Raw genomic sequence first — 15,128 nt, forward strand, 5'->3', positions numbered from 1 at the left:
ATAGAATCACATCGGCTGAATATTCCGAACAGCATCGTCATGAGTTGTGTCCATGAATCAAAGGTCTTGTAATAGCGGTCAGACCGGTGCTTGCTCACAAGCATCTCAAATTTGTTCCTTGGAATAAAACCTAATAATTGTTTGAAGATTGGCTGACCGACTAATTTCTTTTCTGTATTTTTATCACTCATATTTTTAGTTTGTCGTAAAACCAAAATATGAAAAAAGGAGCTTGCCAGATATGGCAGCTCCTTAAATTATTTTTTGTCGGTCAGTAGTGAAAAATAAATTAATAAGAATTACGCGCTAAAGGTAGTAAAACTAACAAGCATTAATACAATAAAAACTCAAAAAGGTTTAATTTATTGTTCTGGCTTTCTTTTAGGCACTACCTACAAAAAGCAGTTTGCATCATTAGCATATCTGTCATTTGAGCAAATTGGCACAGGCCTTGCAACACATATATGTTAACCTCCAAAAGGGGTGGTTTTAGCAGACCGCACTATTAGGACTGACATTTTGGCTTATTCTGCCGCAAACAACAACAATTAGTACGAAAAAATAGTTAAAGAGAAAATATTGATGAGCAAACACGATCTATACGACTTCAATCAAGCATTTCCGATAATAAACGAAGACACCGAATTTTTCCCTCTTTTCTCGCAACAGGACGAAGAGGATATGACAAATGAATCCATTCCAGAAATCTTACCCATACTTCCATTGAGGAATACCGTGCTCTTTCCAGGGGTCGTAATTCCCATTACCGTTGGCCGTAACAAGTCCATTAAGTTAATCAAGGAAGCCTATAAGGGCAATAAAACCATCGGGGTGGTAGCTCAAAGGGAAACCGCGGTTGAAGATCCGCTATTTGACGATCTCTTTAAAGTAGGCACCATTGCAGTAATTATCAAAATGCTCCAAATGCCCGATGGCAATACGACCGTGATTCTTCAGGGCAAGCAACGAGTTCATCTGGTCGAGGAAGTTCAAAACGAACCTTATCTAAAAGCGCGCATCAATCGATTTGAGGAAAAGGATAAGCCGAAAGGAAAAGAATTCAATGCATTGATAGCATCCATCAAGGAGCTAGCCATGCAGATTATACAATTATCTCCAAATATCCCTAGTGAGACGGGCATCGCTATTAAGAATATCGAGAGCACCTCTTTCCTTATCAATTTCATATCCAGCAATATGAATACCGACCTGATCAAAAAGCAGGAATTGCTTGAAACGGTCAACTTGCAAGATAGGGCAAGAATAGTATTGGAACAATTGACCGTGGAAGTTCAGTTGCTGGAGCTTAAAAATCAGATACAGAACAAGGTGAAAATCGACCTTGATAAGCAGCAGCGTGACTATTTCCTAAATCAACAACTCAAAACCATTCAAGAGGAATTGGGTGGCAACAGTCCTGATTTGGAAATTGAAGAACTCCGCAAAAGAGGCAAGTCAAAAAAGTGGAGTAAGGAAGTCAATGAGCATTTCAACAAGGAGCTCGACAAATTGGCACGTATCAACCCCGTTGCTGCTGATTATTCGGTACAGGCTAATTACCTGGAGCTTCTTTTGGATCTTCCCTGGAGGGAATTTACCAAGGACAACTTTGATCTGAAACATGCTGTACGGATTCTAGAAAAGGAGCATTATGGCCTCGAGAAAGTCAAAAAGCGTATTATAGAATACTTGGCAGTTCTCAAACTGAAAAAAGACATGAAGGCTCCCATATTATGCCTAGTAGGCCCTCCGGGAGTTGGAAAAACATCGCTAGGCAAATCCATAGCCAAAGCTTTGGGCAGAAAGTATGTGCGTATGGCTTTGGGAGGTGTGCGCGATGAAGCCGAAATAAGAGGACATAGAAAGACGTATATAGGCGCAATGCCGGGCCGTATTGTTCAATCGATAAAAAAGGCCAAAAGCTCCAATCCTGTATTCGTTTTGGACGAGATCGACAAGGTAGGAAACGACTATAAAGGCGACCCCTCGTCTGCCTTATTGGAGGTGTTGGATCCAGAACAGAACAATGCCTTTTACGACCATTATGTAGAGTTGGACTACGATCTTTCAAACGTCATGTTTATTGCTACGGCCAACTCATTGTCCAATATACAACCGGCCTTGCTGGATAGAATGGAAATTATAGAGGTAAATGGATATACCATCGAAGAGAAGATCGAGATTGCAAAAAAACACTTGCTTCCCAAGCAGCGTGAGCAGCATGGCCTTACTAGCAAGGACATTTCACTCAAAGGCCCTGTCATAGAAAAGGTCATTGAATCATACACGAGGGAATCCGGCGTTCGTGGCCTAGAAAAAAAGATTGGTTCGCTGGTAAGAGGAGTGGCTACGCACATCGTGATGGAAGATCCCGTTGGCCCGTCCTTGACCATGAAAGACGTGGAAGATATATTGGGCGCCCCCATTTATGATAAAGATGCCTATGAAAACAATCATGTAGCCGGTGTGGTAACAGGCTTGGCCTGGACGCAGGTGGGTGGCGATATCCTATTCATTGAATCGAGCCTTAGCCCTGGCAAAGGGAAATTGACCCTTACAGGCAACCTTGGTGATGTCATGAAAGAATCGGCAGGCATTGCCATGGCCTACATCAGGGCCCATGCCCAGGATTTCGGCATTGACTATAAGCTCTTTGACAAGTGGGACGTGCACATCCACGTGCCTGCCGGCGCCACTCCCAAAGACGGCCCTTCGGCAGGAATCACGATGCTCACGGCCCTCGTATCGGCGTTCACGCAAAGAAAAGTACGTGAGAGACTTGCAATGACCGGAGAGATAACCCTGCGGGGTAAGGTACTTCCCGTAGGCGGCATCAAAGAAAAAATACTGGCAGCCAAAAGAGCCAATGTAAGGGATATCATTCTTTCCAAATCCAATGAAAAAGACATAAAGGAAATAAAAGAGTCGTATATAAATGACCTTCATTTCCATTATGTGACGGAAATGAGCGAAGTCATCGATTATGCCCTTCTAAAAGAAAAAGTAAAAAAACCGATTGATTTTTCCATGGGAGCATGATAATCCAATTCGTAGGTACGGGTACAAATTCCGTATCTACGAATTACCCATATTGGAAACGATTGCTTCCATCATTAACTTTTTTAGTTTTTGTCTGTTTTGTTTTCCCTGAGGAGTCAACAAAAACTGCACTTTGTGCCGTACATGATCTTTCATTATGGACAGCACCTTAAGCCTAAAACTGTTCGCAACCACATCCTCCGTTCTGTCCTCTATGATTTTCTTCAACCGCATTTCCAGCTGTTCGTTATGTGCCGACAAGTTAAGCGGTAGCTCAAATTCGATAGTTACCATTCTAGTATTGTGCACAGACTGGTTTACGATATTGGAAGTAAACACAAGGTTGTTGGGAATCATAACGATATCATCGTCATCATTGAGCAGCACAATATTGGTCAAGGTAATATCTACCACCTTACCCTGCTGATCGGCCATTTTTATATAGTCGCCTAAGGCAATCTGATCCGAAAACATCACGATAAGCCCACTGATCATATTGGTGATGTACTCCTTGAACAGCAAGGCAATAGCCATAGCGACGATGGTGATGCTCGTAATAAATTGTACGGGGTCTATCTTGAGCAATAACATAAATGCGATGACCAAGAAAACGGAATTGATGACAGAGGCGATACGGTTTATGCCCAGCACAAAACTACCCCTAGTATGACTGGTATAGGCAGATCTTCTAATATACAGCATGATAATCACCATCCTGCTAATGGAGACAACGATGTTGACTATCAGAAAAGTACTTAAGGCATAGGCAGCCCTACCCAGAAAAGGTCTACTGTCATAAAATTCGCTATACTCCTCAAAACTATAGGCGAGCGGGAGATAAATAGCAATTTTTATCAGCAAGATGACAATTTCCCGCCTGTTCTTTATCTTTCGCTTGTAGTACTCTTCTTGTGGGTTCATACAAAGACAATATACGATAAAACGGCTATATGACCTGTTCTGTTTTTTGCAGATATGGATGGGTAATATGCTGCTCGCTAAGCTGAATCATATAGTTATGGAAAAGCGATATAGCTTTGCGCTTGTTTTCATCCAAATCAAAATCGATGCTATACATCAAGTAGTGTGCAATGTCAAAATCACTCCTTTTGGGCAATTGTGCTATTACCTCCTTCCTATGTTTCAGGCCAAAAGACATAGCCTCATTGAATCTATGGATAAATGCAGGCGGTAATACCTTATTAGATGCCCATACGGCAAAGGCAAAAGGTAAGCCTACAAAATTCATCCAACATTCGGCCAAATCGTAGGCATACGAATATTCCTTCGCCTTGCCAAAAGTCCTATCACCTATCAATACAAAAGCATCGGCCGGCTCATCTTCCTTTGCAAAGGAAACCTCCTTTTTCCAATGAAAGGTCAATAAAACCATTGCCAAGTTATTGGACGTACGAGATTGCTTATCTAAGCGAATGGTGTTGATTTGTTCAATAGGCTTATTGCTGAAAATAAAGACGGAATTAACAGCCCCACTGGCACCTATGCAATAGTCACCAATAATATCATGTGACGACATGTCTAAAAGAGCCGCCACCGGCACCAGGCCTAAGTCCACTTCATTATTTATGAGCTTTCTGGCACAAGTACTGGGAACGTCCAAGACCAAATTTATCATATCTTGTACTCCTCCATGCTCCAGGCCGTAAATAAACGGTTTGCTATTGGTATAAGATACCGCAGAAATCCTTACTTTATCCATTCGCTGTCAATTCCCTCCAAATGCGATATATTATAAAAATCGATGATCTCAAAACGTACCCCATCGTACAGTACTTTGTACAATGCCGTATTGGTATGTGGAAACTCATCCATCCGTGAAAGATCTATCCCGAGGAGCAGGCAAAGCAATAGACGAATAGCCCTGCCATGCATGCATACCAGCACTTTGGAATGCGTAGACATGGTATTCAAAATATAATCTATTGCTTGTTCTTGCCTTTTTTTCACCTGATTGGGTGTCTCTCCATTTTCCACACAAGAATCCAGCTCTCCATTGCACCAACCTTGAGTAAGGGCCAAAAAACCGCTCAAGACCTCCTCCGTTTGCTCCTTACCTTCGTAGATACCCCAACTTATCTCATCAAGACCTTCCAATTGCTCCCATGGAATGCCCGATTGGATAAAGCCGTCGACGGTTTGGTGAGTCCGCAAAAGCGTTGACGTGAATAATTTCTCAAACGGCACGCTCTTATAAAATTCATAAAATAGTTCCGCCTGTTTCAGGCCGGTTTCGTTCAGGGGAGAGTTTACTCCCCTACCCTGAACTATGCCCTTTTTATTGAGATCTGTTTCTCCGTGACGTATTATATACAATATTTTCTCCAAGTCGAATAAATTTAAAAACAAAGGGGAATTAAACCTTTCAGATCACAGCTGTTAACAAGTGTCGGAATCAATTAATGGTTGTCCAAGACGGGTAAACTATAGTAGTTCACTTTTTCTGTCTCCTTCTCTTCAAACACATAGTCTTGATAGTCTGTGACGATATGGTACAAGGTGTCCCGTTCAATGGGGTGACGCCCTACCTGTTTTATGAGCTCTACCAACTGACGGGTACTCATGGCCGGATTTTGCTCCTCCGAGCCCGCCATGGAATATATCTTAGTGGTATCGTCCAAAGTACCGTCTATATCGTCCACTCCGTAACTCAAGGACAACTGCGCCGTATCCCTACTAATCATGGCCCAATATGCTTTTATATGAGGGAAATTATCGAGATAAATTCGCGCTATCGCATAATTTCTCAAGTCCTCGATGACACTTACCTCATCCACATGCGACATCTGATTGTCTTTGTTGCGAAACTTGAGGGGAATAAATGATTGAAATCCGCCAGTACGGTCCTGCAATTGGCGAAGCCTTTCCATGTGATCCACTCTATGCCAGAATTTTTCAATATGGCCATAAAGCATGGTCGCATTGGAGTGCATACCTAGCTTGTGCCACTCCTCATGAATGGACAACCATTGATCTGCATCGCATTTGTCTTTACATATATGATCTCTTATTTCGGGATGAAAAATTTCGGCTCCTCCTCCGGGCATAGATTCCAGACCGGACTCCTTCATCATGCGCATGCCCGTAGCGTAGTCTACCTTTGCTTTTTTGAAGATATAATGGTATTCTACAGGTGTGAGCGCCTTAACATGTAAGTCCTTCCTATGGCGCTTGATAGCTGCAAAGAGATCCATATAGAATTTCATATTGTATTGCGGCAATACCCCTCCCACGATATGCACCTCGGTGACAGCCTCATCATCATACCCCTTGACCGTCTCCAACATGCTCTCCATAGTGGCCTCCCACCCTTCTTCCTTTTGCTTGATGAGCCTACTATAAGAACAAAACTTACAATCGTATACACAAAGATTGGTGGGTTCTATATGAAAATTGCGGTTAAAATAAGTGTAATTGCCATTCTTTTTCTCACGTATATAATTGGCAAGAACGCCCAAATAACCCAATTCCCCCTTTTCGTACAGCAGGACACCTTCCTCAAAACTTATCCGTTCACCTCGCTTCACCTTGACGGCAATTGCCTTCAAATCTGCAGCAAGCAGCTTATTTTCTATCAATAGATCCAACCTACTTTCAACTTCCATACTGCTATTATCTGTTCGAACAAACTTATAGATTTTTGCTTAAAACCACAATCCACATCCAAGCTATTGACAAAGTATTGACTTCAACTTATTATTTAGAGCATGCTGTTCGACGATCATGCTCCATACACATTCCGTCTCTATTTAAAAATGGAAGAAAAAAAACATCAATGCCTAAACAATGCAACACACAAAAATGTTATAAAAATGCTAACCTTGGAACAATAAAGCGTGGCCACTAGCAGCAACTAATTAAAAACATTTAACCCTGTGTCCCATGAAAAACTTAAAAAATCAAGAAGTGATTTTAAGAAAACTTAGCATAGAAGAAGCTGAGATTTTCAATGACATTCACTACCGTCCAGTCTTATATGGTAAAATAGACTGTGACAATTACGCCCAAGAAGATAATGCAATAGATTTTACTAAACGTATGCTATGGCTTTGTAAGTTCATCTACACTATCCGATTGAAGGATAAACCACAAGAAATCATAGGAACTTGCACGCTCTATAATTGGGACAAGGAAAGTAAAAGTGTGCATTTTGGCGGTTCTTTACAGCCCAAATATTGGGGAAATGGATTTATGGCTGCTGCTCTTAGTCAGATGCTGGAATTGGCAAAATACTGCCTGGGGGCAAAGCAAATAAAAATAAACATCAAACCTGAAAATGAACAAGCATGCAGGATGGCCTATAAACTTGGTTTTTCAATCCATAGACAAGCGTCAGATTGTACAATACTGCGTAGGAAAATAGATGTGAAGCCATTCGATGGCGCGTTGATAAAGCATAATAATATGAATAAGAATCTGCAACAGGCAGGTTGAGTATACGGAGATTTTTATGACATTGCAATTCCCCAAAGAACAAATTAACTATTATTATATTGCTATATTCTTTGCGATATGCACCTTCTCAAGCTATGCGTATGGCCAGGACCTACAAGAAGGAAAGGCACTTTTCAACAGCAAATGTACCGCTTGTCATGCGATAGACAGGGACATGGTAGGCCCTAGACTGGCAGGAATCTCCCAAAAAAGGGACGAAGCTTGGCTATTGAAGTGGATTAGAAACTCACCTGCCATGATAGCCGAAGGCGATGAGCAGGCCGTCACGCTTTTTGAAGGGCATGACAAGGTGATGATGACTCCTTTTCCCGATCTTTCTAACGACAACATAAGAAATATCTTGGCTTACATAGAACAAGAAACTGCTGCCGCAAAGCCCACCGCGGTGACTCCCGGTACCGCACAATCTCAACAATCACAAACCGCTCCGTTCTTAAATTGGATGACGGGTATATTTGCCTTGGTGCTCCTCTTTGCATTATTTGCCATCCTGGCCTTGGGAAAGGTCATCAAAATCTTGGAGAAACATCTCTTATCTAGTGACTATAAGTTAAAGGCTACAAAAAGAGAAGACCTACCTAGCCCCATCAACAAAGAAGAGCACCTGCATGGATAATATAGTGTGCCGCAAGGGGCTGATTACTTCTTGAATTTCTCTTGCAAATTGACCAACATATCCGCTGTAATGGGTTGGCCTTTTTTATTTTTAGAGTAGCCTTGCGTTGTTTTTTTCTGCTGTTGCTGATGTTTGTCGGACGCCGCTGTCACCTTAGTTTTCGGAACAATCTTGCCCAAAGGGGCAGAGCTGGTTTGTTGAGAAGGGCTACTTTGCATATTAGCTCTCCACCTTGCCCAAATCTTTTCCAGGCAACGCTTAGTATACAAGGGGAAGTCTCCCTGCATCATCCAAGAGTAATAGGAAGGTTCTATACCGAAGACGTCTTCTACCGCTTTGCCCTTATGCTTACCAAAGCTGAACACCTCTACCCCATTTTCATCAAACACTAAGCGTCCCGCGAAGTCTACCGGACGGGTCAGATTGGTAAACTCATGCAGTGCCTGCACGTCATTCTGCACAGGGGTACTTACCTCACCTTTCTTGTTTTCCCAAGATTGACCTTCATAACGTTCTATTTGAGCTTTTAGCACCTCGTAGGTTGCCCTCACGTCAGCTTCAGCACTATGGGCATTTTCCAACGAACTATCGCAATAAAACTTGTAAGCTGCTTTCAACGTACGCTGTTCCATTTGGTGAAAAATGTTCTGTACATCTACAAAACTTCTACCTTCCAAGTCAAAGGAAATATTATTTCGCAAAAACTCTTCCATTATCAATGGAATATCAAACTTATTCGAGTTATATCCAGCAAGGTCTGCATCTTCCAAAAATGCAGCCACCTCTGCCCCTATTTCTTTGAATGTAGGCGCCCCCTCGATATCCTTGTCATATATGCCATGTATGAGTGATGATTCCAATGGAATCGGAATTCCTGGATTGACTTTCCACGTCTTTACCTCTTCATCACCGTTCGGCAGAGCCTTTAATATAGAGATTTCCACGATCCGATCGGCCGAAATGTTGATTCCTGTAGTTTCTAGATCGAAAAATGCCAAAGGCCGCCTTAAATTTAATTTCATTTTTATCAAAATATAATATAACAATAAATCTTTTGTAGATGGATGGAACGAGGTTTATCCAAAAATAATGATCCCTAAAGCGATCCCGACAATCATAATGACATAAAGCAATATCTCATTGCTGGCAAAGTGTTTATATTTAGCCCAGAAACCAAACTCTTCTTTATTATTCTTCATGCTTGTGTAGCAATTTTTTTCAAACTTAATCAAATTTGATGCGATATACAATTGTCCATCACCGTCTTGACAAGAGCAGAATCGTTCCATTTTATCAAAGTATAGATCCGCAACGTACAAAATAAGGATAATACCATGCATCTTTCAAATCACTGATCACAACCCCGCTACTGGTAGAGACATGCACAAACTTGTTGTTTGCCAAATAAATTCCCACATGGTCAATCATCTTTTTCCCAAACGAAAAAAAAACCAGATCACCTTCTTGCAATTGATCTTCGTATTTTCTTTTCACCAATTCGGCTTGTTGGCTGGAAATCCTGGGAATGGACTTGCCATATACCTCTTCCATGAGTATAGTTGCAAAGCCAGAGCAATCTATGCCCCGCTTGGTATTACCCCCATCGGCATGAGGCACGCCCATCCAGTCGTCTATCAGCTCATATAGCGCATAATTATGAAGTTCATTTTCTTGAACGCCTATCAATTGGGCATAATTTGCCAATAAGGACCCAGATTCCGAACGGACTGTTGACGAATTGTAGACAACCTCTTTTTGAATGGACTCACCTTTTTTGTTCCTAGCATATACGGCATTCCTGCCTTTGGATTTTTTTCCTTTGTAAACATTGGATGGCAGGCGAACCTGACTGGTACAACCGGTCAATAAGATGGCAGATAAGCAGAACAAAGCGATACAACGATTTATTTGCATAAGGGAACGCTTCCAAACTCCAAACTCAATTAATGCACCAAAGCAGTAGTGCTAGCAATTTCGGCAACCTCTACTTCACCCTCACTGGAAATTTCCAACAATGTCACTTGTTGGATTTCATTTACCAACAAGGGATCGTAGGCTGTCCTTACTTTAACGTAATTTTTCGTAAAACCGTGCATATACCCTTGCTTTACATCGCTTTCAAATAATACATCGGCATTAGAACCTAGTTGGGATTCGTAGAAAGCTCTTCTCTTCTTATCGGAGAGTATATGTAGCATTTTGCTCCTGTCGGAGCGATGTGCCCCAGGCACGGCACCTTCCATTTGGGCAGCGATCGTATTCTCGCGCTCCGAATAAGTGAACACGTGCAGGTAAGATATATCCAGCGAATTGATAAAGTTATAGGTATCCAAAAAGTCCTCCCTGGTTTCGCCGGGAAACCCCACTATAACGTCAACACCAATGCAACAATGCGGCATCAAAGCCTTTATTTTCTCTACACGCTCTTTGTACAGCTCGCGCTTGTACCTCCGGCGCATCAATTTCAAGATCTTGTCGCTACCAGACTGCAAAGGAATGTGGAAATGCGGCACAAAACGTTTGGACTGCGCTACAAATTCGATGATCTCATCGCTCAGCAGGTTAGGCTCAATGGAAGAAATGCGAATGCGCTCTATGCCTTCTATCTCGTCCAAAGCCTGCACCAAATGGAAAAAGCGGTCTTCTCGACTGCCATTGCGAATACCAAAATCACCAATATTCACTCCGGTCAACACGATTTCCTTCACGCCAGAGGCAGCGATATCGGTTGCCTGTTGCACTATATCGGCAATGGTACCACTTCTGCTTGCCCCCCTTGCCAAGGGAATGGTACAAAAGGTGCACGAATAATCGCAACCGTCCTGCACCTTTAAAAAAGTACGCGTACGGTCACCCACGGAAAACGAAGGCACAAACTGCTTGGTCTCATCGATAGGCGAATGGTGGATAACCGCCTTATCGCTCTTGGTCAGTGCATCTATATGCTCAATGATATTAAATTTCTCGGCAGCACCCAGCACCATGTCTACCCCCGGAATCTCGGCTATCTCCTTAGGCTTGAGCTGGGCATAACAACCAACGACGGTCACATAGGCATTGGGCGAATATTTTAGGGCCTCCTTAACTACCTTACGGCATTTCTTGTCTGCATTGTCTGTTACGGAACAGGTGTTTATGACATATACGTCAGCCTTGTCGTGAAACGCCACCGTATCATAACCCGCTTGCTGGAATTGCCTTCCGATGGAGGAAGTTTCGGAAAAATTGAGTTTGCACCCCAAAGTGTAAAACGCTACCTTCTTATTCATAATCAGTTGCAAATTTAGACAAATTGCCTTTCATATACAATTTCAGGTCAACCTTAATCAAACTGACGCAAATGCAACTGATAATAAATCCCTTTTTGGGCCAATAACTGTTCGTGGCGACCGCGTTCCACGATCTGCCCCTTGTCTATGACGCAGATCTCGTCAGCATTCCGTACCGTAGAAAGGCGGTGGGCAATCACAAAACTGGTCCGGCTCTTCATCAATTGGTCGATGCCCTTTTGTATCGCTATCTCGGTGCGCGTATCGATGGAGCTGGTGGCTTCGTCCAAGATCAAAATGGGAGCATCTGCTATGGCCGCCCGCGCAATATTGATCAACTGCTTCTGTCCTTGACTCAGATTGGACCCATCATTGACCAACAGCGTATCATAGCCCTGTGGCAACATAGTGATAAATGAATCGGCAGCGGCAAGTTTGGCAGCCGCTACCACTTCCTCGTCACTTGCATCCAAGCGGCCATAGCGGATATTTTCCATAACACTGGTGGTAAACAAGTGCGTATCCTGAAAGACAATGGCCAGATTTCTCCTCAGATCGTCCCGCTTTATCTTCTCTATCGAAATTCCGTCTATGGTGATCTTGCCGCTCTGGATATCGTAAAACCGCGGAAGCAGGTTGATCACGGTAGACTTTCCGGCTCCCGTTTCCCCTACAAAAGCGATCTTATTGCCTTTATAGGCATGAAGGGAAATCCCCTTCAAGATCTGTTTATCGGGACTATAGGAAAAGTCGACATGCTCAAATTGTACATCTCCGCTTACCGAAGCTATTGCTACTGCATCTTCACTGTCTTTGGGTTCAGGCTCCTCATCCATGATGTTGAATATCCGTTCCGCTCCGGCCAGTGCAGATTGCAGGCTGTTGAACTGGCTCGAAATCTCGTTGATCGGCCTACCAAATTGCCGCGCATACTGCAGAAAGGCTGCCAGCCCACCGATGTCCAACCCACGCGTGATAGCCAGCACAGCCCCGATGATGGCCGTCAAGGCATAATTGATGGTGCTGATATTGAACATCAGCGGCATCATCAGTCCGGAATAAAACTGTGCCTTCATGGACTGCTGGCCCAAGTGCCCGTTCAGCTTTTCGAAGTGATGGATGGCCTCCTCCTCATGGCTAAAAACCTTCACCACTTTTTGCCCGGATATCATTTCCTCCACATAGCCATTGGCAGTGCCCAAGGCAGCTTGGTTGGCCCCAAAAAATTGCTTGCTTTTTTTGATGATCTTTGAAGCCGTAAACAGCATCAGCGGAACCATAATCAAGGATACCAAGGTCAGCATCGGACTGATGTATATCATTAAGCCCAGGGTTCCCATCAAGGTAATGCTGCTTATTAACAGTTGGACGACACTGTTGTTGAGTGCCTCGCTCACCGTTTCGATATCGTTGGTAAAACGGCTCATCAGGTCGCCATGCTGGTGTGTATCGTAGAACCGCACTGGTAGCATCTGCATCTTGCCAAATAGGTCTTTGCGGATCTGCATCACCGTTTTTTGAGCCATAGAGATCGTCAACCGGCTTTGGGCAATGGAGGCTATAGCCCCTATCAGGTAAATGCCGATCATCAAGAAGGCCATCTTGGCAAGTCCAGCCAGATTACCCGGCACAATATAATCGTTAATGATCGGGCGGAGCAGGTAAGATCCTCCCAGGTTGGCCAAGGTGTTTACCACCAAGGCCAGCAAAACCAGCGAAAGCAAGAGCTTTTGACGGCTGAGATATTTCCAAAGCCTGACAAGAACAGCAAGAGAATCCTTGGGCTTTTCCACTCCGATAGCCTTCCCGCGATTGCCCGGCAGCGAAGCAGGCGCAATTGTATCCGCGTTATTTTTCTTCATTTTCCTTTGTTTGATAAACCTGCGAATAATAGATTTCTTGATAAGGATTGCTTTCGCGCAATAGTTCCTCGTGGGTTCCCTTGGCAACGACCTGTCCATCCTCCAAGACAATGATCTGGTCGGCGTGCATGATGGAGCTGATCCTTTGGGCAATGATGATGACCGTAGTGGCGGTAAGGTATTTTTTAAGACCTTCCCGTATAGCCATTTCCGTAGCGGTATCCACGGCACTGGTACTGTCGTCCAGTATCAATATCTTCGGTTTTTTCAATATGGCACGGGCAATGCAGAGGCGCTGCTTTTGCCCCCCGGAAATATTGACGCCCCCTTGCCCCAACACGGCATGGTATCCTTGCGGGAAAGAACGGATAAACGCATCGGCCTGCGCTATCTCCGCGGCTTGCCGCATCTCCTCCTCGCTGGCCTTTGGATCGCCCCAGCGCAGATTGTCATATATCGTTCCGGAGAAAAGTTCGTTTTTTTGCAATACCATGGCAATCTGTCCGCGTAGTTCCTTCAGCGTATAGTCCTTTACGGGAATCCCATCGATCAGCACGGCTCCCTTTGTTGCATCATAAAGTCTCGGGATCAACTGTACCAGCGAACTTTTTGCAGCCCCGGTGGCACCGATAATGGCTACCGTACTGTGAGGCCGTATTTCAAACGAAATATCGCGTAAGACATATGCTGGGTTATCTGGATTATAACGAAACCATACCTGCCGAAAGGCGATGCCTCCTTTCATGAGTACATGGTGATGCCGCAAGGCTTCCGGACCATCGGTCAGCGAGGGCGTTTGATCCAATACTTCGAGCACCCTTTTGGAAGAGGCCGCAGCACGGGAAAGCATCATCAGGGTCATGGACAACATCATCAGCGAGATAAGTATCTGTATGATATAGCTGATAAAGGACATGAATTGACCTACCTCCATCTTATCGCCAATAATCTTATTTCCGCCAAACCAGACCACCGCAACGATAGAAAGGTTCATGATAAGCTGCATGACGGGCAAGATCATGATAACGACACCCGATGCCTTGGCAGCCATTTCCATCAGTTCTTCGTTGGCCATGCCAAATTTTTTCTTTTCGTAATCTTGTCTGACGAAGGATTTGACTACCCTCACGTTGGTCAGGTTTTCCTGTATGATGCCATTGAGCCTATCCAATCTTTGTTGCATTTGGGCAAAATATGGCAGTCCCTTTTTTAGTAGGTAATAAATGCTGCCACCAAGCACGGGAATGGAGAACGCCAGTATCAACGCCAGCTCTGCGTTGATTGTAATGGCAAGCAACACGGCGAAAACCAGCATAAAAGGGGCGCGGAACATCAGGCGCATGGACATCATCAGCACCTGCTGCAAGATATTGGTGTCATTGGTGATGCGCGTGCTAAGCGAGGCTGAACTGAACCGGTCTATATCGGCAAAAGAGAAGGACTGGATCTTGCGGAAGATAGCGTTCCTCAGGTGGGTGACGGAACCAACAGAGGCTCGGGAAGAATAATAGATGTTACCTATATTGGCCAAAATGGCAATCACGGACAAAAGAACCATCAATCCCCCTGTCCTGTAAACATAAGGGAGATCACTGTTCTTGATTCCCACATCCACAATATCCGACATGAGCCGAGGCTGCAGCACTTCGCAGACGACATCGATGATGACCAGAACGGGCGTGATGAAAAAAGCTTGTTTAAAGGGCTTTATAAAAGGCAAATACTGTTTCAGGGACATAAAATTGACCGTTTGGACAAGCTAAGGTAATTAATTTATGGAATTATCGACAATGAGTGAGGGGGAATGATGAAGAGGAATACTACCGATGGAAGAAAAGAAAGTAAAACTGCTATCGTCTATCCTTTTTG

14 protein-coding genes are annotated in these 15,128 nt (G+C 43.8%); 3 read left to right on the forward strand and 11 right to left on the reverse strand.

The genetic code is table 11. From position 1 onward, the window contains the following. The coding region (locus tag A37S_RS24795) for a DUF4372 domain-containing protein (RefSeq protein ID WP_028297637.1) at positions 1-191 on the reverse strand (191 nt) is incomplete at its 3' end. 391 nt (positions 192-582) lie between these two features. Between A37S_RS24795 and lon the strand changes: the two genes are divergently transcribed. After that, on the forward strand, positions 583-3,039 hold the full coding sequence (gene lon / locus A37S_RS0114305; RefSeq protein ID WP_028297582.1) for an endopeptidase La: 2,457 nt from the start codon (positions 583-585) through the stop codon (positions 3,037-3,039). Positions 3,040-3,075: 36 nt separating this feature from the next. Here the strand turns inward: lon and A37S_RS0114310 are convergent, their stop codons facing one another. The 4 genes from A37S_RS0114310 to mqnE all read right to left on the reverse strand — a co-directional run bounded on the left by A37S_RS0114310 (position 3,076) and on the right by mqnE (position 6,662). Then, a complete protein-coding gene (locus A37S_RS0114310) occupies positions 3,076-3,960 on the reverse strand; it encodes a mechanosensitive ion channel family protein (protein ID WP_028297583.1) in 885 nt (294 codons plus the stop codon). A gap of 25 nt (positions 3,961-3,985) precedes the next feature. Continuing rightward, entirely contained in the window at positions 3,986-4,759 is a 774-nt protein-coding gene (locus A37S_RS24800; RefSeq protein ID WP_051293197.1) for a menaquinone biosynthetic enzyme MqnA/MqnD family protein, read from the reverse strand. Beyond that, entirely contained in the window at positions 4,747-5,385 is a 639-nt protein-coding gene (locus tag A37S_RS0114320; RefSeq protein ID WP_028297584.1) for a histidine phosphatase family protein, read from the reverse strand. Before A37S_RS0114320 ends, A37S_RS24800 begins: the two co-directional genes overlap by 13 nt. A gap of 71 nt (positions 5,386-5,456) precedes the next feature. Continuing rightward, a complete protein-coding gene (gene mqnE, locus A37S_RS0114325) occupies positions 5,457-6,662 on the reverse strand; it encodes an aminofutalosine synthase MqnE (protein ID WP_028297585.1) in 1,206 nt (401 codons plus the stop codon). Positions 6,663-6,939: 277 nt separating this feature from the next. On the opposite strand from mqnE, the gene A37S_RS0114330 reads away from it, so the two are divergent. Together A37S_RS0114330 and A37S_RS0114335 are read left to right on the forward strand one after the other, a co-directional pair. After that, the gene (locus tag A37S_RS0114330) at positions 6,940-7,491 is read left to right on the forward strand and encodes a GNAT family N-acetyltransferase (protein WP_028297586.1); all 552 of its coding nucleotides are present in this window, start codon (positions 6,940-6,942) and stop codon (positions 7,489-7,491) included. A gap of 16 nt (positions 7,492-7,507) precedes the next feature. Further along, positions 7,508-8,128: a cytochrome c gene (locus tag A37S_RS0114335; RefSeq protein ID WP_028297587.1), complete on the forward strand. Its 621-nt coding sequence runs from the start codon at positions 7,508-7,510 to the stop codon at positions 8,126-8,128. Positions 8,129-8,151: 23 nt separating this feature from the next. Here A37S_RS0114335 and A37S_RS0114340 read toward each other — a convergent pair whose 3' ends face one another. From A37S_RS0114340 to A37S_RS0114365, 6 genes are read right to left on the reverse strand one after another with little or no spacing between them, the layout of a single operon-like run. After that, positions 8,152-9,150 carry a 3'-5' exonuclease gene (locus tag A37S_RS0114340; protein ID WP_028297588.1) on the reverse strand — a complete coding sequence of 333 codons (999 nt, stop codon included), beginning with the start codon at positions 9,148-9,150 and terminating at the stop codon, positions 8,152-8,154. Between the two features lie 54 nt (positions 9,151-9,204). Continuing rightward, positions 9,205-9,417: a hypothetical protein gene (locus tag A37S_RS27520; RefSeq protein ID WP_036602611.1), complete on the reverse strand. Its 213-nt coding sequence runs from the start codon at positions 9,415-9,417 to the stop codon at positions 9,205-9,207. A gap of 4 nt (positions 9,418-9,421) precedes the next feature. Then, positions 9,422-10,042, reverse strand: coding sequence for a C40 family peptidase (locus A37S_RS0114350; protein WP_084163914.1), 621 nt, complete (start codon positions 10,040-10,042; stop codon positions 9,422-9,424). Positions 10,043-10,071: 29 nt separating this feature from the next. Further along, positions 10,072-11,397: a tRNA (N(6)-L-threonylcarbamoyladenosine(37)-C(2))-methylthiotransferase MtaB gene (gene mtaB / locus A37S_RS0114355; RefSeq protein WP_028297590.1), complete on the reverse strand. Its 1,326-nt coding sequence runs from the start codon at positions 11,395-11,397 to the stop codon at positions 10,072-10,074. Positions 11,398-11,450: 53 nt separating this feature from the next. After that, positions 11,451-13,259: an ABC transporter ATP-binding protein gene (locus tag A37S_RS0114360; RefSeq protein WP_084163915.1), complete on the reverse strand. Its 1,809-nt coding sequence runs from the start codon at positions 13,257-13,259 to the stop codon at positions 11,451-11,453. Continuing rightward, on the reverse strand, positions 13,246-14,997 hold the full coding sequence (locus A37S_RS0114365) for an ABC transporter ATP-binding protein (protein ID WP_245586393.1): 1,752 nt from the start codon (positions 14,995-14,997) through the stop codon (positions 13,246-13,248). Before A37S_RS0114365 ends, A37S_RS0114360 begins: the two co-directional genes overlap by 14 nt. Positions 14,998-15,128 lie beyond the last annotated feature (131 nt).

This window comes from Olivibacter sitiensis DSM 17696 (genome assembly GCF_000427965.1).
Classification (GTDB): domain Bacteria; phylum Bacteroidota; class Bacteroidia; order Sphingobacteriales; family Sphingobacteriaceae; genus Olivibacter; species Olivibacter sitiensis.